Below are 21,214 nucleotides of genomic sequence, written 5' to 3'. Positions count from 1 at the left end.
CCTCGCGGATGCTCGCCGGTTCGAAGCGAGCGGCATCCGTTGGAAGGGCGAAGGCAGGCGGTTCGGCCGTCTAGGCCAGTCTCAAACCGCTTCCGGAGGCCCTCGCGTCCATCTTGGACTGTCCGCCACGCTGGCAAGAGCGTCGGCATAGGAGACGAAGGCGGCCATCTCGGCCGGCACCTGCACCGCCAGCGGCGATACCACTCCTTGTGGCGGCCCGACGAGGCTCGCGAACATCGGACAGCCGAGCGCGCAGCAGTCCATCAGGCCGGGATGCTCGTCACCGGTCCCGCTCGGGACTGTGCCGTGCGCATCGGCGCTGGCGAGGCAGAGGACGTTGCCGAACTGGTCCAGACGTACCGTGTCGGCGGCCGCGCCCTGCGAGACGGCAAGAAGAACGCCCTGGACGGCGAACAGCAGCGCGACCACGCGCACCACCCATCCCCTCCAGTTTCGGCGTCGTGCCGTCACGCTCGCGTATCCCCACCCGTCACGGAGGTTCGATAGCACGCGGCAGGGTCGGATGAAACGTGGACGCTTGGTCCACCGCGCCGGCGCGAAACGGACGAGGAAATCCCGTGCGCAGGCCCGGCGATAGAAGCGAGTGACCGCTTCGGTCTTTAGCCCCGCCTGGAAATGTGGAACGGATCGGTGGCGCGAATCGCGTTCCGCGCCAAAGGTTCGGCGCAGGCCGCGCCTTCGGACCGAGCCATCGATGCAAGGGGAGACCATGACCGCACCTGCCACCGCTCCGGCCTGCACGCTCGTCCTCTTCGGAGCGGGCGGCGATCTCGTGAAACGGCTCCTGATGCCGTCGATCTACGACCTTGCCGTGAGCGGCGTTCTCCATTCCGGCATGCGGATCATCGGCGTCGACCGCGCGGACCTGTCGGACGAGACGTGGCGCGAGCATATCGGCAAGGCGCTGCACGACATGGCGGCCGATCCGGCCGCCGAGTTCAACGCAGGCACGATCCGCGACGACATCTGGCAGGATATCGCGAACCGCCTGAGCTTCCTGAAGGGCGACATCACGCAGTCCTCCACCTTCGACGCCCTCGCGCAGCGCATCGAGGGCAACGCCATCTTCTACTGCGCCGTCGCCGGACGCTTCTTCGCGCCGATCGCCGAGGGGCTGGGCAGGGTCGGGCTCCTGGCCGAGCGCGACGGCGCCTTCCGCCGCATCGTCATCGAGAAGCCCTTCGGCGACGACCTGGCCTCGGCCCGCGAGCTGGATGCCAGGCTCCTGTCGCTGGCCAAGGAAAACCAGATCTATCGGATCGACCATTTCCTCGGAAAGGAAACGGTTCAGGCGATCATCGCCCTTCGCTTCGCGAACCGCCTCTTCGAGCCGCTCTGGTCGGCCGAGCATCTCGACCATGTTCAGATCACCGCGGCCGAGGTTCTGGGCGTGGAAGGGCGCGGGAGCTTCTACGAGCGTGCCGGCGCGCTTCGCGACATGGTGCCGAACCACCTGTTCCAGATTCTGGCGATGGTGGCGATGGAGGCGCCCGCCGACCTCGGCGAACAGGCCGTACGCGACGCCAAGGGCCGCGTGCTCGGCGCCGTGCAGCCGGTGAAGCCCGAGGACATGGTGCGCGGCCAGTATGCCGCCGGCACGGTGAGCGGAACGGCGCGGATCGGCTATCGCGAAGAACCTGGCGTCGATCCGCAAAGCCGCATCGAGACCTATGCCGCCCTGAAGCTCGAGATCGACACGCCGCGCTGGGCCGGCGTGCCCTTCTACCTGCGCACCGGCAAGCGCCTGACCGCGCACCGGACGGAGATCGTGCTCCAGTTCAAGCCTGCCGCGGACGGGCTCTTCGGCCGCGACGTGGCGCCCAACCGTCTCATCTTGCATATCGACGGCGACAAGGGCCTGCGCTCCGAGTTCCAGATCAAGGCGCCGGGGCCGGGACTGGCCATCGCGCCGGTCGCGCAGAGCTTCCGCCACGACGACTTCTTCGCGCATGTCCCCAATATCGGCTACGAGTCGCTGCTCTATGCCTGCATGATGGGCGACGCCTCGCTGTTCCAGCGCGCGGACGCGATCGAAGCGCCATGGCGGGCTGTGGAGCCGGTGCTGGAAGCCTGGAAGACGGGCGAGCCGGAACTCTATCCCGCTGGCAGCGCGGGCCCGAAAGGCGCTGAGGCCCTGCTCGCGAGGGACGGGCGCGCTTGGGCTCCGCTCGCCCCGGAACCGGACCGGCGGGCCGGCCGGCGCATGGCCGAAGGGGCTGCCGATTGAACGTTAAAGGGAGCCGTGCTCCGGCCTCCCGGCTGCCGGATCATGACATCCGCGCGACGGCCGGCCGGTCGTCGAGCTGCGTGAACCATTCGGGACCGTCGTCCGTCATGTAGACGTGATCCTCGAGCCGGATACCGAAACGCTCGGGCACCACGATCATCGGCTCGACCGAGAAGCACATGCCCGCCTCCAGCGGCGTGTCGTTGCCGCGCACGATGTAGGGCGCCTCGTGGATCTCCAGCCCGAGGCCGTGCCCCGCCCGATGCGGCAGGCCGGGCAGGCGGTAGTCCGGTCCGAGCCCGTGACACCCGAGTACGGCGCGTGCGGCATCGTCGAGAGCGGAGCAGGGCACGCCGATCCGGGCCGCGGCGAAGACCGCGTCCTGCGCCTCCCGTTCGATGCGCCAGATACGCTCCACCTCGGCGGAGGGTGTTCCGTGCACATAGGTCCGCGTGAGATCGGAATGGTAGCCGTCGAGCCGGCAGCCCGTGTCCACCAGGATCACGTCTCCGTCGCGAAGCGTCTGCTCGCCGTCCGCGCCATGGGGCAGGGCCGTCGCCGCACCGAAGGAGACGATGGCGAAGTTCGAGCCGTCGTCGGCGCCGAGGCGCCGGTGCTCGGCGTCGATGTAGGTGACGACCTCGGACGCGCGGATGCCGGGGCGCATCATCGACCGCACGCTTTGATGCACCCCGAGCGTCAGGCCCATGGCGTGGCGGATCAGCGCGATCTCTGCCGCCGACTTGCGCATGCGCAAGCGTGAGACGACAGGCCCGCCATCTCGCAGGCGATCGACGCCGAGCGCGCGTGCCAGGCGGTGATACTGGAAGAGCGGAAGCTGCTCGTCGAGCGCCAGCGTGCCGGCCGGCCCGAGGAGGTCGGCGACGAGGGCGACGGGTTCTTCCTCCTCCTGCCAGGGAAGGATGTCGCCGGCCAGTCGCGGCAGGGTCTCGACCCGCGAGTGTTCGAAACCCGGCACGATGTAGATCAGCCTGTCGCGGGTGACGAGGGCGCCGCAGAACCGTTCGCTCGCATGCCAGACCAACCCAGTGAAGTACCGGAGACTCTCGGTCGAGCCGAGCAGGAGCCCGCCCAGCCCCTCGGCTTCAAGGAGCGCGCGGAGACGGTCGAGCCGCTCCGTCCGCTCCGCCTCGCCGATGCGCGGCACAGGGTGGATCCAGGCGGCGGAAGAGGACATGGTCGGCTCCGGTGCGGGGGGCGCGGTGCTTCGCGCGTTGCAGACATGCCGCGCGGCCGGTGGCGGCGCAAGGTCGATCGCAGGAGCGGCGGCTTGCCAGCCGATGGCTCATCCGTCAGGAAGACGCTCGCGCCTCCCGGCCGCTGCCGACACTGCCCGTTCCCGAAAGCTCCCCCATGGTGCCTGCGCAGCCCCGCCTCCTCGTCAGCCTCGCGCTGCTTCTGGCGCTTGCCACGCTCTGGGGCGCGGCCTTCACCTTCATCAAGATCGGCGTGGAGACGATCCCGCCCGTCACGCTGATCGCGGCCCGCACGTTGATTGCGGGCTCGCTGCTCCTGGCCGTCCTGCGGCTGCGGCGGGTGCGCCTACCGACCGATCGGCGGAATCTCGGCCGCTTTCTGGTTCAGGCCTGCCTCAACTCGGTCGTGCCTTTCGTCCTCGTCGCCTGGGGAACGCGGCACGTGGATGCGGGCCTTGCGACGATCCTCAACTCCCTGACCCCGGTCTTCGCCTTTTTGATCAACTGGGGCATCACCCGGCACGAGGCGGTGACGGCGACCAAGGTGTTCGGCGTGGCCGCTGGCCTTTTCGGCATCTGCCTCGTCATCGGCCCTTCCGCGTTGGGCGGCCTCAGCGAGCAGTTCGCGGCCGAGTGCGCGATCGTGCTGGCGGCGGTGGCTTATGGCGCGGCGGTGACCTTCGGGCGCACGTTCCGCGATCTCGACCCCATGGTGCCGGCGGCGGGTTCGCTGCTCTGGGGCGCCGTGATCCTGATCCCGGTCAGTCTGGTGGTCGACCGCCCCTGGACGATCTCTCCCTCGCGGGAGTCGATCCTGGCGCTCGTGGCCCTGTCCGTCTTCTCGACGGCCTTGGCCTTCACGCTCTACTTCACCCTTCTGAAGCGCCTCGGCTCGGTGGGCACCACGGCCCAGGCCTATCTGCGCGTGCCGATCGGCGTGGGCATCGGCATGGTGGCGCTTGGCGAAACGCCGCAGCCGACCGCCTGGATCGGGCTCGTTTTCGTGGTCGTCAGCGTGATCGCGATGACGCTTCCGGCGCGCCGGAGGCGGGCGAGCTGAGCGCGCGTCTCGGCCCGTGTGAAAGAATGATGTTGTCTTGTCCGGCGTCCGTGTCATCCTGACCCGGCAACTTCGGGAGGATGCGATCATGGGTGAGAAGAGACGCGGCGGAAAAGAGGCGAGGAAGCCCAAGAAGGTCGTCGAGAAGACGATCGCGGCGGCACCGAGCCTCAAGGGCGGCACGACCCCCGGCGGCAAGAAGGCCTGAACGAACGGTCGGCCCTGCGCGTCGTCGGTCGGGTTTCGACCGGCGCGACGCGTTGCGGGCGGCATGGAAAGTGAAGGCGTCGGCTCCCGTCGGCGCCTTTTTTGTCTGCGCCCCAGAGGGTGCAATGGAGCCGTCGTATCACCATATCCAAGTGACGGTGCAAACAGCGGAGGTGCTCGTGAAGAAGCCGAATTTCGATTTCGAGCGTCGTGAGCGCGAGAAGGCCAAAGCCGCGAAGAAGGCGGAGAAGGCGCTTGCCAAGGCGTCCAAGGGGCACTCGGCGGCGGATGCCGGCGACGATCGTCCGGCGGATGCGGGAAGCGAACGATCGTCGACGGACTGACCGGGCCTGTGGGCTTCCACGTGGTGCGGCATTGCGTTCGAAGGCCGGCTCCCTTACGACCGGCCCTTGCCCGGCACCGCCCGCATCGGCCACATCTGAGCCCCTGCGATTGACACGGTGCCGGAACCCAAAAAGATCAAGCGAGACAGATTTTGAAGCAGGTGGACAAGGACTTCGTCGAGCGCCAGAAGGCGGCCAAGGACGCAAAGGCTGCGCTCCTCGAGAAGATGAAGGCCAAGCAGAACGACCCGGCCGCCAAGGCCCGCCGCGAGGAGCACGCGGCGCTGGTGGCCGCGCGCGAGGAGCGCGAAGCTGCCAAGCGCGCTCAGCGCAAGCTCGAGGAGGAGGAGCGTCAGGCAGCCCTCGCGGCCGAGCGTGCCGCCGCCGCCGAGGAGGCCGAGCGGGCGGCCGTGTCCGAGCGCGACAAGCTGATCGCCAAGGCGCTCGAGGATCAGGCCGCGCAGAAGGCCAAGCGCGACGCGCGCTACGCAGCACGACAGAGCCGCAAGGGCTGACCGGGAGCCGCTCTCGCGAGCGGCCCACGTCCCATACAAGGGTTCTCGACGCCCCGCGAGCTACCGGCCGACGAGGCGCAGGACCGCCTCCGGCGGTTCATGCTCGACGAGCTCTCCGGCGAAGTGCTCCGCCAGGCCGGCGAACCCGTCGACGTCGGTCGCGACAAGCGACTTCGACGCATGGAACGGGCCGATGAACCTGTCCCCCAGCTTGGCCGCGAGCACGGCCTCGCCCTGTTCGGGAAGAAGGCAGGCGTGGAGCTGCGTCACGCGGTCGCCGCCGCCGCTCTGGGCGATCTCCGCTTCGATCTCGCCGACGACGCCATGCCAGGCCAACGAGGATCCCGCCTCGTGCCAGAGAACCGGCTCGTCCAGCCGGAAGGGCAGGTCGGCCGCATAGGTGTCGAGCCAGGAGGCCCGCGTCGCCGCCATCGAAAGGCGTCGCGCCTCCGCCTCCTCCTCGGTCATCTCCCGCTCGTCGGCCGGCGTCAGCGCCACGCCGAGGAAGAGGGCGGACAGCGGCGTATCTCCGTCCGCCACAGAAATTATCGGCAGGCCGGCTCTCTCGACCAAGCCCTTCAAACTATCCGCCTCCGGCGGTTCGGGCGCGGCGATGGCCTCGGCCAGTCCCAGCGTCAGATGAAAGGCCGCCGCGGGGCCGACCGTTCTGAGATCGACCGCCTCGGGCGCCAGCAGAACCGGTAGGATCCAGACCCCCGCATCCTCGGGGAAGATGCCTGAGGCGCGCAGCGAGTTCGCCAGAGCGGACCGTCGCGCCGCGTCCGCCGCGAAGGCCGAAAGGTCGCCGGCCCGTCCGGTCACCGGCAGGAAGATCGGCTGGAGATCATGGCCCTTTGCGCCGCCGGAGGCCGACGGCATCACCATCGGCCCCCAGGCCGCATCCGCGAAAAGGTCGCGGCGGAAGTCCTCGTAGGCGTCATCGAGGATGTCCCACAGTTCCGGTTCCAGCCTGACCCAGGCGGCGTCGATCCCCTCGATCCCGAAATCGAGTTCGATCGGCTGCTCCGCCGAGTAGGCCGAAGCCGCGACCAGAAGCGCGCGCTCGGCCGGCGCCTTGCCGCGCCGTGCGGCCTGTCGCGCGAGCTTGGCGGCGAAGCGCCGATCCTGCCTGTTGGTCATGCCGTCCTGTCCCATTCGGTGGCGACGATTTGCGCGCCGTTCCGCTGGCTACCACCGTCCGGCCGGGGAGGGCAGCCCCCGGCGCATATCGATGGCGTTGCCCTGCCGGCCTTCACCGACTCGCGGATGCGAAAGCCTCGTCCGCCGCGCGCACGCCGCTGTCGTGGGCGCCGTGCGCCGTCGTGAAGTCGAAGGGATGCGTCGCCTCGCCGGCAAAGAAGAGGCAATCGTCGAACGGCTTTGCTAGGAGCGCCCGCGCGCCGGCATGCCCCGGCAGGGCATAGCTGTAGGCGCCCCCGATCGTCGCGATTTGGCTCCAGTTCGACACCGCAAGCGGGCGCAGAGAGCGCCTCGCGTCGGATCCGAACAGCGCGACGATCTCGTCCACCGCGAAGGCGAAGCCCGCGTCCGGCCCGTCGTCGAGGACGTCGGCCGCGCCGCCGCCCAGAAAGCATTCGATCACCGGAGCGCCGAGCGGGCGGATATAGTGGCCGCCGGTTCGGGCGGTTCGCGGGTTGCCGAGCACATAGGTCTCGTCCTCGAATGGCGCATCGCCGATGATCTCCAGAAACACCTTCTCGTCGCGGCCGAGCGGCAGCGCCGCCGCCGCGACGCGCCAGGGATCGACTTCGGGCGGCAAGCGGATCGCGCCGTCCGCCAGCACGGACGTCGGCACGGCCACGATCACGGCTCGGGCGCGCAGCGTGCCGCGAGACGTGACGACGACGACGCCCCTGGCCGCGAGGTCGATCGCTTCGACGCGCGTGTCGGTCCGAACGGCGACGGAGGCGGGAAGGCTGGCGGCGACCAGGGTGCCGTAGCCGGCGGGAAGGCGCCAGTTCGCCTCCGTAGCGGCGCGCTCGTAGGCGACGTAATCCTCGGCGGACAACCGCTCGGGCGCCGCACCGCTGATGAAGCCCGTCATCGCCGCGATGAAGCCGTTCCATTCTCCGTTCGGCTCCAAGGCATCGCTGGAGCGGTCGCTGGCCGGAGGGGAACGGATCAGGCGTTCGGCCCAGGCGTCGAAGGCGCGCCCCGCCGCGGCCTGATCGGCGGCCGGGAAGCCGAGGTCCCGGAACTGCTCGCCCCACACCGGATCGCGCCGGTCGACGCGAAACCCCAGGTCTTCCGCGATTCCTGTCCAGACGTTGCGGTCGCCGGAATGCAGCCATTCGCAGCCGAGATCGAGCCGCTGGCCCCGCGCCTCGATCGTATGGGCCCGCCCGCCGATCCGGTCCAACGCTTCCACGTCGAGCGGCGAAGCGCCGAGCGCCGCTAGGCGCCGCGCGGCGCCGATCCCGGCCGCACCGCCGCCGATGATCAGGAAGTCGATGTCGTCGGCCATGCGGAGTAAACGCTCGGTTGGAGGCTGGGCCTCCGATACGCTCGGACGGCACCCTCCGTTCCCGCCGTTGGCGGTGCCGAATGCCGAGGCAGGTGCCGGCGGGCCAAATTCATCGTCGTGGAAAATCGCGGTCCGACGGACGCGAACGCCTGTGTCTTGCGGGCCACCGATAGGGGATGCCCATAGGAAGGACATTGTTTGGCGGCGAGTCGTGGACGTAAGGCTCGCGACCACTAAATCGGTTAGGCAAATGTAAGCGTAGGGCATGCCATCGTCGGCCCGTGGCGCGGTTGGAAGCGGGACCATGGTCATGTCGCAAGCCCTTCGGACCATCTTCGTCGCCAACGAGCAGGCTCGGGTACGAAAGGCGATGAGCCACCGGCCGGTCTTCAAGCTCGACGACGCGATCCCCGAAGACCTGGCGGACAAGCTGCTCCGTCTCGACCTGGCTTTCCGGCAGCACGCGGAACGGGTTGAGCGGGATTGACCCTCTCTGTGCTCAACGACGATTAGCTCGGCGCAGGAAAGATACGCTCCGGATCTCGTTCAGTAGCCTAGCGCGCAGCCGTCCTTGCGGTGATCGGAGCCCCCCAGCAGCGCGTCGCTCTCCCAGTCGATCCAGATGGCTTGGCTGCCGCCGATCGCGGATTTCGGAGGCTGGATCGAAAAGCCGCGACGCGTCAGCTCCTCTCCGACGAGGTCGCGCAGGCGGGCCTCCGTTTCCACGACCTTGGTGCCCGGCAGCGGGAAAAGGCGCGGCAGATCCATGGCGGACTGAAGGTCCAGGCCGTGGTCGATGAGCTTGGACAGGAAATGGGCGTGGCCCATGGCCTGGTAGTGGCCGCCCATGACGCCGAAGGGCATGACGGCGCGTCCGCCCTTCGTCACCATGCCGGGAATGATCGTGTGCATCGGGCGCTTGCGCGGGCCGATCCGGTTGGGGTGGCCCGGCTCCAGCGAGAAGCTCTGTCCGCGATTGTGGAACAGAACGCCCGAGCGAGGCGCGACGATGCCGCTGCCGTAGGGGTGGAAGATCGAGTTGATGAAGCTGACCGCGTTGCGATCCTCGTCCACCACCGAGATGTAGACCGTGTCGGAATGCTCCACCGCGTCGAGGACGGGCAGCGGGTCGAGCGCGCGGGAAAGGTCGATGCGAGAGGCAAGCTCGTCCGCCATCCGATCGGACAGGAGATGCTCGACCGGGACGGGCGCGGCGTCCATGTCGGCCACGAAGGCGTCGCGCGCGGCATAGGCGAGGCGGGTCGCCTCCACTTCCACATGGAGATTGTCGGCGGAGAGCGGATCGCCCTCCGGCGTGAAGCGCTCCAGGATCTTCAGGATCATCAGGGCGATGATGCCCTGTCCGTTGGGCGGGCATTCGTGCACGGTCCAGCCGCGATAGTCGGCGCGGATCGGCTCGACATACTCGCCGGCAGCTTCCGCGAAGTCGGCAAGCGTGTGCAGGCCGCCGAGCGCGGTGAGGTGCTCCACCATATCTGCGGCGACGGGGCCGCGATAAAAGGCGTCGCGCCCTTCCCGGCCGATCGCCTCCAGCGTTCCCGCCAGAGCCTCCTGGCGCTGGAGCGTGCCGACGGGCGGGGCGCGGCCCTCCACGAGGAACAGGTCGCGGGCCGCTGGATCGGCGTCCAGCAGCACGCGCTGGCCGTCGATATCGTGGGCGACGCGCGGTGTCACCGCATAGCCTTCGCGCGCCATGGCGGCGGCGGGGGCGAGGATGTCGGCGAGCGGCATGCGCCCGTGGTCGACGACGAGGCGCGTCCAGGCGTCCACGGCGCCCGGCACCGTGACGACATGGGGCGAGGATCGCTCCAGCGCGGTCACGCCGCGGGCTTTGAGGCGCTCGGGCGTCAGTGCGGCGGGCGTCCGTCCGGAGCCGTTGTAGGCGACGACACGATCGCGCCCTCCCGGCGCCAAAAGCGCGAAGCAGTCGCCGCCGATGCCGGTCGAGCCCGCCTCGACGACGCTCTGGACGGCGCAGGCAGCGACCGCGGCGTCCACTGCGTTGCCGCCCGCCTTGAGGATCTCGACGGCGGTCAGCGCCGCCGCCGGATGCGACGTCGCCGCCATCCCCTTCCGCCCCACGGCCAGCGAACGACCCGGTTCCTCGAAATTGCGCATCGCGCTCACGCTCCCGCCTGACCTCGTTGGAGGCTTCGGCCGAAGCGTAACGCATGGGAGCGTCCACGGCGACGGCCGCGGACGGATCGGCATACCCCTTCGAATGAGACGCAGAGACAAATCGCGCGCCTGCGGGTGAGACGCCCCGCCTAACGGCCTTCCGATCGCGCGCGATATCCTGATGGCACAATGCGACGCCCAAGCCGTTGAAAGACTTGCATGATGCCTGCAGCCAAACCCATGCGATCCCTGTCCACCTCCGATGGTACGCCTTACCTCGCGGGCGGGCCGGGGGCGGAGACGCCCGCCGTTCGACGCTGGTTCGGCCCGAGCGGCGAGATGGCCGCGTTCGCCGGCTTCGCGGTCGGGAAGATCGATCTCTCCGGTCCCGTCGTGACCGGGCCGGACGCACGAGCCTGGAGGCACAGGGCGGACGATCTTCTCCTCCTGATCCTTTGCACGCCCGAGACGCGCTACCGATCGCGGACTCGGACCGTCGTCGCCGCTCCGGGAGACATCCTGTGCCTCGACCTCGCCCAGATGGAGGACATCCGCTTCGAGCCGGCGGGCGTGACAGCGCTGGCGATCGAGCGCCGTCTGCTGCGCCTGTCGCCGACGGCGCTCGACGCCTGCCACGAGACGCGGATCGAAGGGGGCAGCGGCCTCGGCCAGCTCCTGGGCGGCCACCTGACGCTCCTTGCCGACGTCGCCCCGCTGCTCGCACCGCAGGAAGGAGAGGCGCTGTCGGAAAGCGTGGGGACGCTGGCTGCCACGCTGCTCGCGGCTGCCAGGCCGACCGCGCAGGCGGAAATCCTGGACCTGTCGATCGCCGCGATCCTCGGCTTCATCGACGGCAATCTCGCGCGCACCGATCTGTCGCCCGCCCTGATCTGCCGGCAGTTCGGCTTGTCCCGTTCGGCGCTCTACCGGCTCTTCGAGCCGATCGGCGGGATCGCGGCCTGCATCCGCGAGCGGCGCCTCGAATGCGCGCGGCGGCAGATGGCGGCGGCGGGCGGCGGCCGCGGCAGCGTGGCCCGTCTGGCGCTTTCCGTCGGATTTCCCAGCGACGCAGCCTTCGCTCGCGCCTTTCGCAATCGCTACGGCGTCGCGCCCAGCAAGGCACTCTCGGCCGTTCCGGCCAATGACTTCGTCACGGCCGGGCGATGGCGCCGCACATGGCTCGAAGGCGGCGGCCCGGAACAGGCGCTCGGTTGACACCCGTCGCTGAGGCGACGGGACGACTCATGCCTCGCTCTGAAACCGGCGGACGGTTTCGATCCATTCGTCCGGCGTCTTGAACCCTGTTCCTTCCGCCGTGCGCCCTGCGCCCCGGACTTCGCTCGGCGTCGCGTCGAAGGCCTGGCGAAACGCGCGGGAGAAGCCGGCCGCGTCGTTGAACCCGCAACTATCGGCAATCTCCTGCATCTTCGCGGACGGACACTCGCGCACGAGACGCCAGGCGACGGACAACCTTTCATTGCGGATGAAGGCCTGTATGCCGCCGTCCTGCTCGAACAGCCGGTAGAGGGTCGCCCGGGAGATCCCGCAGTGACGGACGATCGCGGCGATGTCGAGACCGGTGTCGTGCAAATGCCGCCGGACATAGTCTTCCGCGCAGCGCCGCGCCGTCGCCCGCACGAAGGGAAGTGCGGTCGGGGCGATCTCGGCGAAGCCGGCGCCGGATAGGAGCGTGAGAAAGGCGTCGATGGCGCCATGCGCCTGCAAGGGTTCCAGCCTGTCCATGCAGACCCGCAGCCCTTCGAGATGGATATTGGCGAGGCGCGCCAGGGGAGCGCCGTGGTTCAGGACGGCGCCGTGCTGCGCATACGGAAGGCGCTGCTGCACGATCTCGCGCGGCACGACGAGGTTCAGGTCGACCTCGTCCGTGCTCTCCTTCGCGAAGGGCTGGCTGAAGTCGATCAGGATGATGTCGCCGGCACCGGCCTTGACCTCGGTATCCCCGTAGATCCCGCGAAAGGCTCCCCGGCGATACATCTGGAAGACGATCTGGTCCCATCCGCCGCTGCGTGCATGGCGGACCGTGTGCTCGTAGCGCTGTTCGGAGACCTCGGTTTCGACCAGGAGCGTGTCGTCCCACTGCGCGGTCGACATCCGGCAATGAAAGTCGGACTTGCGCTGCCGCGACACCATGAAGAACGGATCCGTCAGGACGGTCCAGGCGTCGAAGCGCTCGCGCGTGGGCAGTTCGTTGAGATCGATCCGCTGCATGACAGAGCCCGAGAGGCGAATGCCGGAACTCTTAGCCGGGTGCGTAGGCAGATGCCAGCGCAAGGAATGCGGCGGGGTTGGCGCCGCCGAACCCCTATCCGGCGAGCCAGAGCGCAAAGCGCGGATCGACCCGTGCCTCGCCGGAGGTCTCGAAGAGGGCTCTGAAAGCCATAGGACTCAGGCCATAGCGTTCACCGAAGCGCCGGGAGAACAGGTTGAGGGACGAGAAGCCGACAGCACGGGCGACTTCGGCGATCCGGCTTTCGGCATGATTGCACGACAACAACAAATTGACCGCATGCCGCAGACGGGCGTCGAGGAGCATGGCCGCGACGCCGCCTTCCGGGCCGGCGGTCCGGTAGAGGGCGGCGCGTGACACGCCGAGCGCCTGCGCCACGCTCTCAGGCGAGATCTGTGGCGAGGCTGCGTGCTGCGCCAGATATCGGCGCAGAAGAGCAGGGCGGTCGCCGGACGGCGCATCCCCTTCCTGACCCGTCGCATTACGCCTGTCATGCGCCAGGAGCGCGAAGGCGTCGCTTGCGGCCTGCGCCGCGCGCGTGTCGAGGAGGACGGCCTCCCGCAGCAGGTAGTCCGCATGGCTGGCCAAAAGGGTCGCCGTACCCTCGGCCGCCGGCCGGTGCGTGCCGTGGGGAAGAGGTGCCGCGATCGATCCACGGGGCTGAAAGACGAGCAGCACCTCGAAGCGTCCCGAGGCGGAGAAGGCGAAGGCCCTGCTCATATCGAGGAGGACGTGGTCACCGGGCGCGACGGAGGCGACCGACCCGTCGTACGACAGTTCGCCCCTCCCCTCGCGGAGAAGGAGGACCAGCCGATGGTCCCACCCTCCCTTGCGCTCCGCCATCGGCGCGCGCTGCAGCCGCAGCGACCGGCCGGTGAGGCGCAGGAGAAGCGAACCGCCCGTCGCCCGGGCGTCGAACTCAACGGGGAAGCTGCCCGCGCCCCAATCGGGCACGGCGAGGAGGGGGGCCAGCGCCGTCGCCAGATCTGCCGCCGCGACGGCGGTCACGAACCGCTCCCAGCGAAACAGCGGTAAGCCCGTCATCGAGCGAGGCCAGACGGCTGAAGCCGGAGAGGAGAACCTTCGTTTAGGAGCGGGGCCGTTCGACCAGCCACCGGTCCGCAGCCGCCGGCCGTGATTCGGCGATCACGCCGCTGGGCCTTATCGCTCTCGATCATCCCCCGAATCCGGCAAGCTTGGCGCGTGGGCGCCGCCGTCGTCATGTCGCCTTAGGTCCTTTCCGGTCGGAGCCGCCTGATCAGATCGACAACGCGCCGGCCCGGATGCGCGGATGCCGCGTCCGCTCGCACACGCAGGAGGAATCGACCGTTCGTCCGATCGTACCATGCCGCGTCGAAGAACGAGCCAAGCCCCGTCTGCGCCTGAGGAAGACACATGATGTCGCGCGGATCGGGGCTCACCAAGCCTTCCACCCCATCGACGAGCACCACAAGGGAAGGGCGCCGCCATTCCAGCGCAACCGGCCTCTCCCGTCTTCGATCGTCCTGCGCGGGATCGAGGCGGCGGGCGTCGAGGACACGGCGCCCCGCTGCCCGCGGCAAAGCCACGCCGATTTCGCCGACGCAGCTCGACGGCAGGAGGAACCATTGGGCGCCGGCACGGACCTGGACATAGGGGCTCACGCGAGGGTCCCGCCCGCAACCCGCCCTTTCCGGTCGAGGCCGAACGCGGTCATGCCGCCGGCCGCGTGGCGATGGGTGCCGACCGTACCATGCTCCAGAACCCTCGTCCTCGTGTGACGGACCCCCGCCTCGCGCCGCGGGCGGTGAGAGGCAGCGCCTCCGATGGCCCCGCCCGCCTTCCTGTCTAGTTCCTCTCGCCGGCCGCAGCGAGTGACGGCAAGGCGGCCTCTTCGTCATTGCGTCCCACGATGCCGCTCTCACGTCCCATGGGCTCCGCCTTTCAGATCGACGGCTTGAGGGGAGGCCGGCAAGTCCCTGCGCGGTGTCGGGGAAGGTCGTGCCTGCCGCCGACAAGGCTTCCGGCGATTTCGTCCCACAATTCGCGGATTTCGTCCCATCGGCTGGAGAGTTGGCGAAGCCACGTTGATGACGGCGCGCCCAGCTGCAATTTCGTTTGTGTCAAGTCATGCAGAGGTCCGAGAGGCATCGGGTAGCCCGATTGGGAAGAAGCGATCAGGAGACGCGAAGGCGCTCGACCGAGGGTCCGGCGGCTCGATACCCGGCCGGAACTCGGGTCCCGTACGCAAGCGGATCGAACTCGGCGGAACAGGCCGTCTCTGCGCCGGCCCGAACCGCGCGATGGGGCGCCCGTCCTTGTCCCAGGTCGGCCGACTGCCGTTCGGAAACCTCCGCCGGGCCACTGGCGACCGGACGCCGCCTCCGCGCAGACGGAGGTCGGTTCAAGTTTTGCAGCATAGCAGGAGCGCGACGATCGACCATCGACTCACCCCGGACTTCGCGGTCAATTTCGGACGCCTGCCTGCGATCCCGCTCGACGACGACGCGGGTGAGTTTGGTGCGCTGACCCTCCGACGGCTGCGCAAGGAGCTCGCCTCGGCCGGGCCGTACCGGATCGCGGTGGGCATTACGGATGGGACACTGCCGATCGGGCTGGCCCTCGGCGAATGCGACGAGCACGGCAACGCCCGCCTCCTATCCTTGTGCGTGGCGGAGACCCATCGGCGCCGTGGTCACGGGCTTTCCCTCCTGGACGCATGGCAGCGCGAGGCCGCTCGGCGGGGCGCGCGCCGCTTGGTCTTCTCCTTTATGTCCGACGCTACGGGCCATGGCGCACTCGGGACGATCCTCCAGCGCGCGGGTTGGTCGGCGCCGGAGCCGCTGATCCTGCGGGTCCTGGGGCGGGCCGGCGTGATGGCCGACATCGTCGGCCGCTGGCCGGCGGTCCGCGACCGCCTGTCGCCGCCAAGCGGCTTCCAGTTCTCGCCCGTCGAACCCGACGCGGCGGACAGGCGCGCGATCGCAAACCTTCTCGCCGACCCGGCCATCGGCAGCATGCGCGGACCGCTCGCCTATTCGGGCCGCCTGGTGCCCGAGACGAGCATCCTGCTCCGCCGTGAAGGGGCAGTCGTCGGCTGGGTCGTGGCGCTGCCCGCCCCACGCAAGTTCGTGCGCGGCCGCATGCCCGCGGTGGAGTATGCCGAGTTCTTCCTGGAACCCTCGCTCTGGCGCTCCGGTCTGGGCATCGGCGCTTTCCATCACTGCTACCGACGCCAGGCCGAAGTCTTCGGGCATGCCTCGCCGGCCTATTTCCAGACCCATACGGGGCGACCCGCCATGCTTGCGCTGTGCCACCGCCGCTTCGCGCCAATCGCGGACCGCACCGAAATGGTCCTGGCGTCCCGCCGCGACATCGATCCGCGCTGAAAGGCCCGGGATCGGGAAGGGAAGGATCCGTCGCGACCGAAAGGCCTGCGGCACGCCGGCGGCGTCGTTCTTCGCCGACGCGTACGCCGTGTCGCTCGGAATGTCTTGCAGGAAGCGCTTCAAATCCTGCAGCGGAGGGGATTGGGCGGTTGTGCGGGGTCGTGGCGGAGAGGATGGGGCTCCACCCGCACGCCCCTGGAAGCCCTGCAAATGCTGGGATCTCGCAGTCCGCTATCGATGTCGTGTGTACCACCTGGATGTACCCGTCCGGCAAGCTTGACGGACCGAAATTCATAATGGATTTTTCAATTTCATTTGAAAAGCGGGTTGCGGAGGGTAGGGCGTCAGTCGCAGGTTATCGGACCCTTGGCGATGGAGGCCAGCCGCATGCCAGACGATCCCCGCCCGCGCCTGAGCCTCAGGAACCTTCCTCGCTCGACGACCAGCGACGAGCCGGACATGCCGCCGCTCGATCACACGACACCCGCCGCTGCGCCGCTCGTCGAGCAGCTGTTCCCGACCGACACGGACAACGAAATTCATATGCTGTTCGGCTTAGCCGATAAGCGCGTCGCCACGCGGTGGAGGACTGGCTACATCCGGCTCCCCCTCGCCGCCTCGAAAAAGCTCATAGACTAGGTCGCCGCCAAGGCCCAACTTGTCGCCGATGTCGAGGCCGCGATCGCACGCGCCGAAGCCGCAGGCATACACGTCCCCGTCACGCGCTACACCCTGCGCCAGCTCGCGTAATCGAAACCGCTCGATCGCGAGGAAGACTCGCTGTGAAGCCGATCCGTACAATCGTAGCGATCATCTAAGGCGTTTCGAAACCTGGTTTTCCCCCTGAAAAGTTCTCTGATCGCATTCGTCAAGCTGGCTGACTGAGGTCTGCGCACACGCCGGGTTCATGGTTCTCTCCGCGGTCGGCCTCGATGGATCGCCGCATGTTGGCGTCAGATGGTTGGATCGACCGAAGTGGTCCTCGCGGTTGCCGATGGCACCGCATTTTCAGGGACGGCCTGATCCGCGCCATACGTCCCGGCGGGGACGCATCCGTTGTCGTCAGTGGAGCGGCACGGCGACGGTTAGGCCGCTGCCTCCTGACTCCAGCGGAATGGAGTGTTGGTCTTCCACATGGCGTGCAGGATCACGGCCATCTTGCGGGCCGCGGTGATCCTTGCCTTCTTGAACCCGGACGCCTTTGCCAGCTTCAGGCCCCACGCCTTGAGCGTGGAGAAGCGCAGGTTGCGCGTCAGGAGCGTCGTGGCCGCCTCGTAAAGGTGCTTCCTGGTCATCAGGCTCCCCTGTTTGGAGATGCGCCCGTTGCGGCTCGTCTCGCCGGACTCGTATCGTCGCGGTGTGAGGCCGAGATAGGCGCCAGCACTCGAGGATCGTTGGAAGCGCGATGCGTCGTCGAAGGACGAGGCGACGGAAAGGGCGGTGATGACGCCGACGCCCGGCATGGTCATGAACAGGCGCTCCGTGGGGTTTGTTTTTGCGACCGCCATGAGGCGGCGGTCCAGAACCTTGATCTGATCAAGCATCGAGGCTCTCGCCTTCATCAGTGTCTCGGCAATGAGACGCATCTCCGGGGACGCATCGAGTTCGCCGGCGATGATCTCGTCGGCTCGGCCGATGAACCCTCCGACACGCTTGCCGAACAGAACGCCGAAGGTGCGCAGGAGGCCTCGGATCTCGTTCTCGATCTTGACGCGGATCCGCACCAGCATCTCGCGAGCCACCAGAAGGGAGCGAACCTGGTAGCTGTCGCGGCTCTTGATGCGCACTTCCTTGAACCAGCCGGTCCGCATGATCTGCGCCAGGCCAGCCGCGTCGTTGCGGTCCGTCTTCACGGGTCTCATCGTCAGAGCCGCGTTGGCATGTCGGGCATCGATGCACAGGACCGGAAGACGGCGTGCAGCGAGCTCGTTCCAGAGCCACACCGCCAACGGGCCCGTCTCCAGCCCGACCCGGACGAGGGCGGGCGCCTTTTGCGTCAGATAGCTGGTGATCGCGTCCGGACAGGTTGCGACCTTCTTCTCGGCCAGGATCCGACCGGCCTCGTCGACGACGCAGATCGCCGTCGTCTCCTGCGACACATCCAAAGCTGCATAGGAGGGCATCTTTGTTCTCCTTCCCTTATCGGCAACACCGATCGTTGCGGGATGACCAGCTTGGGGAACCGCTTCATCCTCGGCGAGAGGTGCCACCTGCGATTTGTCATTCGGCGTGCAAGTTTGGGTCTGACGCATATGTGGAACGGCCCGGTTGGCAAGGTAGTTGCTGCGTCATTCGCCGTCGGACGGTGCAGTCATATGTCCGGCCTGTTGGCGCGGTGCTAGACCGCTGGCCACGATGAGATCCGCGATGCCGATCGCCTTATCATTCTCACGCGCTCGCTGGCGCATTGCGTCAGACGGTCTGGTCGGCGTCGAGGTATCGTCCCTCGGGTTCATCACGCATTGGCACCTTGCTGTCATCCCGGCATCATGATGCCGGAATCCTCCATCCCTACAGGCGTGCCATGATCGGCGACGCCTGGTAGACGCCGCCCTTCACGAGCAACGCCCAGATCGTGCGCGCCATCTTGTTGGCCAGCGCCACGGCCGCGACCTTGTAGGGCCGGCGAGCCAGTAGCGAGATGACCCAAGCCGGCAACTTCACCCCTCGGCGGGCCTGCTTCAGGATCGACGTCGCTCCAACGATCAGCAAGGTGCGCAACTGCTTGTTGCCCTGCTTCGATATCCTACCGAGCCGTTCCTTGCCGCCGCTCGAATGAGCTCGCGGGGTGATCCCGATCCAGGCCGCCAGATCGCGCCCTGTCGGGAAAGCGCCCGGATCCTGGACCGTTGCTCGGACCGTCGCGGCGATGATCGGTCCAACGCCCGGAATGCTGGTGAGCCGTCGAGCGGTCTCGTCGCTCTTCACCGCGGCCACGATCTTCGTGTCGAGCGCCTCGATACGGGTCGTCAATCTCTCGACCTGCTCCGCCATCTCCAGAAGCGCGGCCCGAGCCGCAGATGGCAGGCGGGCTTCGTTCTCGTCGCGCAGGATGGCGATAAGCTTGGTGACACTGGTCATGCCGGTCGCAGCAATGATGCCGAGCTCGGCCATATGGGCGCGCATCGCATTCGCCGTCTGCGTACGCTGACGCACAAAGAGCTCGCGGGTCTTGAGCACCATACCCGCGGCCTGCTCGTCCGGAGCCTTGATCGGCACGAAGCGCATCGTGGGCCGCATCACCGCCTCGCAGATCGCCTCGGCGTCCGCGGCATCGGTTTTATTGCGCTTCACGTACGCTTTGACATAGGCCGCCGGCATCATGCGGACGGTATGGCCGAAGGCACCGATCTCATTCGCCCAGTGGTGTGCGCTGGCACACGCCTCGATCCCGACAAGACAGGGTTCGAGGTTACGGAAAAAGTCCAGAACCTGCGATCGCCGTAGAGCGCGGCGGACAATGATGCGGCCATCTTCTGAGATGCCGTGAACCTGGAAGACCGACTTGGCCAGATCCAGTCCGATCGTCGTGATCTTCTCCATGGAACGTCTCCCTGTCTATCGTGCCGGTTGCCCTCTCACGATAGGCGCCCTCGAAGCTGCTTCGAAGGGCCGTTCCACACCATCATTCTCGGATGCTGTTCGTCCGGGCCTATCCGCGCGAGAGCCAGGAGATGGTGTTCGACGCGCACGACCGGGCGTTCGCCTTCTTCCGCGGTGCCTGCACGCGGGGCATCTACGACAATATGAAGACGGCGGTGAAGACGATCTTCGTCGGCCGCGAGCGCGCCTACAACCGGCGCTTCCTCCAGATGTGCGGGCACTACCTCGTCGATCCGGTGGCCTGCACACCGGCGTCGGGCTGGGAGAAGGGTCAGGTCGAGATACCCAAGTCGGGCTGGTGCGCGAGCGCTTCTTCACGCCCCGTCTTCGGGTGAAGAACTACGAGGAGCTGAACGCCTGGCTGCTCGACAGGACGATCGCCTTTGCCAAGGCGCACCGTCATCCCGAACTGCGAGACCGGACGGTGTGGGAGGCATTCGAAGCCGAGCGGGGGAGCCTTGTGCCCTATCGCGGTCGCTTCGACGGCTTTCATGGAGTGCAGGCCGCCGTGTCGAAGACGTGCCTCGTGCGCTTCGACAGCAACCGCTACTCGGTCACGGCCAGTGCCGTCGGACGTCCGGTGGAGATCCGCGCCTATGCCGATCGGATCGAGATCCGCCAGGAGGGTCGGATCGTGGGTGAACACACGCGTGGCTTCGGACGCGAGCAGACAATCTACGATCCCTGGCATTACGTACCCGTGCTGGCGAGGAAGCCGGGCGCTTTGCGCAACGGCGCGCCGTTCAAGGATTGGGTTCTGCCTTCCGGCTTGGAGCGCGTGCGCCGCAAGCTGGACACATCACCCGACGGCGGTCGCCAGATGGTCGACATCCTGACCGCGGTCTTGAGCGACGGTCTGCCGGCGGTGGAGTCGGCCTGCCTGGAGGCGCTCGGCGAGGGTGTCCACTCCGCTGACGTCATTCTCAACATCCTGGCGCGAGCCCGCGAGCCGGTGCGTCCGATCACCATCATGACCCCGGACGCGCTGCGGCTTCGCCACGAGCCGGTGGCCGACTGCGCACGCTACGACAACCTCAGGAGAGCACTGTGATGGAACGCTCCGAGATCCTCGGCGCCATGGGCGAGCTGAAGCTCTACGGCATGAAGGCAGCCTTCGACGAGATCGTCTCGACGGCCGTAAAGCGCCAGCACGAGCCGAGCCGGGTCGTCGGCGATCTGCTTCAGGCCGAGATCTCCGAGAAGCAGGCGCGATCGATCAAGTACCAGATCACCAGCTCCAAGCTGCCGCTGGCCCGGGACGTCGAGGAGTTCGTGTTCCAGGGCACGCCGATCAACGAGACGCTGGTGCGCGACCTGGCGTCCGGCAACTTCATCGCCCATCAGCGCAATGCCGTCCTGATCGGGGGCACGGGCACCGGCAAGACCCATCTGGCGATCGCCATCGCAAGAGCCTGCATCCGGGGCGGCGCCCGAGGCCGCTTCTTCAACGTCGTCGACCTCGTCAACAAGCTCGAGGCCGAGACGCGGGCGGGACGCCAGGGCCGCATGGCCGACTACCTCTCGCGCATGGACTTCATCGTTCTCGACGAACTCGGCTACCTGCCGTTCGCCCAGTCCGGCGGACAGCTCCTGTTCCACCTCATCAGTCGGCTCTACGAGCAGACCTCGGTGATCGTCACCACGAACCTGGCCTTTGGCGAATGGCCTTCGGTCTTCGGCGACGCCAAGATGACCACCGCGCTCCTCGACCGCCTGACCCACCACTGCGACATCGTCGAGACCGGCAACGAAAGCTGGCGCTTCAAGAACCGCCTCTGAC

18 protein-coding genes and 1 pseudogene are annotated in these 21,214 nt (G+C 67.9%); 10 read left to right on the top strand and 9 right to left on the bottom strand.

Annotated elements, in window-relative coordinates:
- Window positions 1–81 precede the first annotated feature (81 nt).
- A complete protein-coding gene (locus O5O54_RS10330) occupies window positions 82–471 on the bottom strand; it encodes a DUF2946 family protein (protein WP_279481416.1) in 390 nt (129 codons plus the stop codon).
- 259 nt (window positions 472–730) lie between these two features.
- On the opposite strand from O5O54_RS10330, the gene zwf reads away from it, so the two are divergent.
- Entirely contained in the window at window positions 731–2,248 is a 1,518-nt protein-coding gene (zwf, locus tag O5O54_RS10325) for a glucose-6-phosphate dehydrogenase (RefSeq protein WP_279481414.1), read from the top strand.
- A gap of 40 nt (window positions 2,249–2,288) precedes the next feature.
- On the opposite strand, the gene O5O54_RS10320 is transcribed toward zwf, so the two are convergent.
- Window positions 2,289–3,446 carry a Xaa-Pro peptidase family protein gene (locus O5O54_RS10320; protein WP_279481412.1) on the bottom strand — a complete coding sequence of 386 codons (1,158 nt, stop codon included), beginning with the start codon at window positions 3,444–3,446 and terminating at the stop codon, window positions 2,289–2,291.
- Window positions 3,447–3,622: 176 nt separating this feature from the next.
- Between O5O54_RS10320 and O5O54_RS10315 the strand changes: the two genes are divergently transcribed.
- The 3 genes from O5O54_RS10315 (at window position 3,623) to O5O54_RS10305 (ending at window position 5,591) form a co-directional block, all read left to right on the top strand.
- A complete protein-coding gene (locus O5O54_RS10315; protein WP_279481410.1) occupies window positions 3,623–4,525 on the top strand; it encodes a DMT family transporter in 903 nt (300 codons plus the stop codon).
- Window positions 4,526–4,803: 278 nt separating this feature from the next.
- Entirely contained in the window at window positions 4,804–5,076 is a 273-nt protein-coding gene (locus O5O54_RS10310) for a hypothetical protein (RefSeq protein WP_279481409.1), read from the top strand.
- A gap of 161 nt (window positions 5,077–5,237) precedes the next feature.
- Window positions 5,238–5,591: a DUF6481 family protein gene (locus O5O54_RS10305; protein WP_347814884.1), complete on the top strand. Its 354-nt coding sequence runs from the start codon at window positions 5,238–5,240 to the stop codon at window positions 5,589–5,591.
- Between the two features lie 60 nt (window positions 5,592–5,651).
- Here the strand turns inward: O5O54_RS10305 and O5O54_RS10300 are convergent, their stop codons facing one another.
- Entirely contained in the window at window positions 5,652–6,731 is a 1,080-nt protein-coding gene (locus O5O54_RS10300; RefSeq protein WP_279481405.1) for a hypothetical protein, read from the bottom strand.
- Window positions 6,732–6,843: 112 nt separating this feature from the next.
- Window positions 6,844–8,076: an NAD(P)/FAD-dependent oxidoreductase gene (locus O5O54_RS10295; RefSeq protein WP_279481404.1), complete on the bottom strand. Its 1,233-nt coding sequence runs from the start codon at window positions 8,074–8,076 to the stop codon at window positions 6,844–6,846.
- Window positions 8,077–8,386: 310 nt separating this feature from the next.
- Here O5O54_RS10295 and O5O54_RS10290 point away from each other — a divergent pair, with 310 nt between their 5' ends.
- Window positions 8,387–8,563 carry a hypothetical protein gene (locus O5O54_RS10290; protein ID WP_279481401.1) on the top strand — a complete coding sequence of 59 codons (177 nt, stop codon included), beginning with the start codon at window positions 8,387–8,389 and terminating at the stop codon, window positions 8,561–8,563.
- A gap of 59 nt (window positions 8,564–8,622) precedes the next feature.
- Here O5O54_RS10290 and O5O54_RS10285 read toward each other — a convergent pair whose 3' ends face one another.
- Complete coding sequence (locus tag O5O54_RS10285; RefSeq protein WP_279481807.1) at window positions 8,623–10,215, bottom strand: gamma-glutamyltransferase family protein; 1,593 nt, start codon at window positions 10,213–10,215, stop codon at window positions 8,623–8,625.
- 219 nt (window positions 10,216–10,434) lie between these two features.
- Between O5O54_RS10285 and O5O54_RS10280 the strand changes: the two genes are divergently transcribed.
- Window positions 10,435–11,430 (top strand): AraC family transcriptional regulator, encoded by a 996-nt coding sequence (locus O5O54_RS10280; protein ID WP_279481399.1) that lies wholly within the window; start codon window positions 10,435–10,437, stop codon window positions 11,428–11,430.
- Window positions 11,431–11,457: 27 nt separating this feature from the next.
- Here O5O54_RS10280 and O5O54_RS10275 read toward each other — a convergent pair whose 3' ends face one another.
- Window positions 11,458–12,444, bottom strand: a complete 987-nt coding sequence (locus O5O54_RS10275; RefSeq protein ID WP_279481396.1) for an AraC family transcriptional regulator — start codon at window positions 12,442–12,444, stop codon at window positions 11,458–11,460.
- A gap of 94 nt (window positions 12,445–12,538) precedes the next feature.
- Complete coding sequence (locus tag O5O54_RS10270; protein ID WP_279481395.1) at window positions 12,539–13,507, bottom strand: AraC family transcriptional regulator; 969 nt, start codon at window positions 13,505–13,507, stop codon at window positions 12,539–12,541.
- A gap of 1,346 nt (window positions 13,508–14,853) precedes the next feature.
- Between O5O54_RS10270 and O5O54_RS10265 the strand changes: the two genes are divergently transcribed.
- Together O5O54_RS10265 and O5O54_RS10260 are read left to right on the top strand one after the other, a co-directional pair.
- Window positions 14,854–15,831 carry a GNAT family N-acetyltransferase gene (locus tag O5O54_RS10265; RefSeq protein WP_279481393.1) on the top strand — a complete coding sequence of 326 codons (978 nt, stop codon included), beginning with the start codon at window positions 14,854–14,856 and terminating at the stop codon, window positions 15,829–15,831.
- Window positions 15,832–16,218: 387 nt separating this feature from the next.
- Window positions 16,219–16,470 (top strand): hypothetical protein, encoded by a 252-nt coding sequence (locus tag O5O54_RS10260; protein WP_279481391.1) that lies wholly within the window; start codon window positions 16,219–16,221, stop codon window positions 16,468–16,470.
- A gap of 446 nt (window positions 16,471–16,916) precedes the next feature.
- Here the strand turns inward: O5O54_RS10260 and O5O54_RS10255 are convergent, their stop codons facing one another.
- Window positions 16,917–17,954: an IS110 family transposase gene (locus tag O5O54_RS10255; protein WP_279481390.1), complete on the bottom strand. Its 1,038-nt coding sequence runs from the start codon at window positions 17,952–17,954 to the stop codon at window positions 16,917–16,919.
- Between the two features lie 388 nt (window positions 17,955–18,342).
- Window positions 18,343–19,374 carry an IS110 family transposase gene (locus O5O54_RS10250; protein WP_279481388.1) on the bottom strand — a complete coding sequence of 344 codons (1,032 nt, stop codon included), beginning with the start codon at window positions 19,372–19,374 and terminating at the stop codon, window positions 18,343–18,345.
- A gap of 83 nt (window positions 19,375–19,457) precedes the next feature.
- On the opposite strand from O5O54_RS10250, the pseudogene O5O54_RS10245 reads away from it, so the two are divergent.
- Both O5O54_RS10245 and istB read left to right on the top strand, forming a co-directional pair.
- A pseudogene (locus O5O54_RS10245) lies at window positions 19,458–20,479 on the top strand (transposase); the annotation flags it as partial.
- A gap of 5 nt (window positions 20,480–20,484) precedes the next feature.
- The gene (istB, locus tag O5O54_RS10240; protein ID WP_279481386.1) at window positions 20,485–21,213 is read left to right on the top strand and encodes an IS21-like element helper ATPase IstB; all 729 of its coding nucleotides are present in this window, start codon (window positions 20,485–20,487) and stop codon (window positions 21,211–21,213) included.
- Window position 21,214 lies beyond the last annotated feature (1 nt).

The sequence above is a fragment of the Aureimonas sp. SK2 genome (assembly GCF_029813115.1).
Taxonomy (GTDB): domain Bacteria; phylum Pseudomonadota; class Alphaproteobacteria; order Rhizobiales; family Rhizobiaceae; genus Aureimonas.
This window is presented reverse-complemented; position numbering and strand designations above follow the sequence as displayed.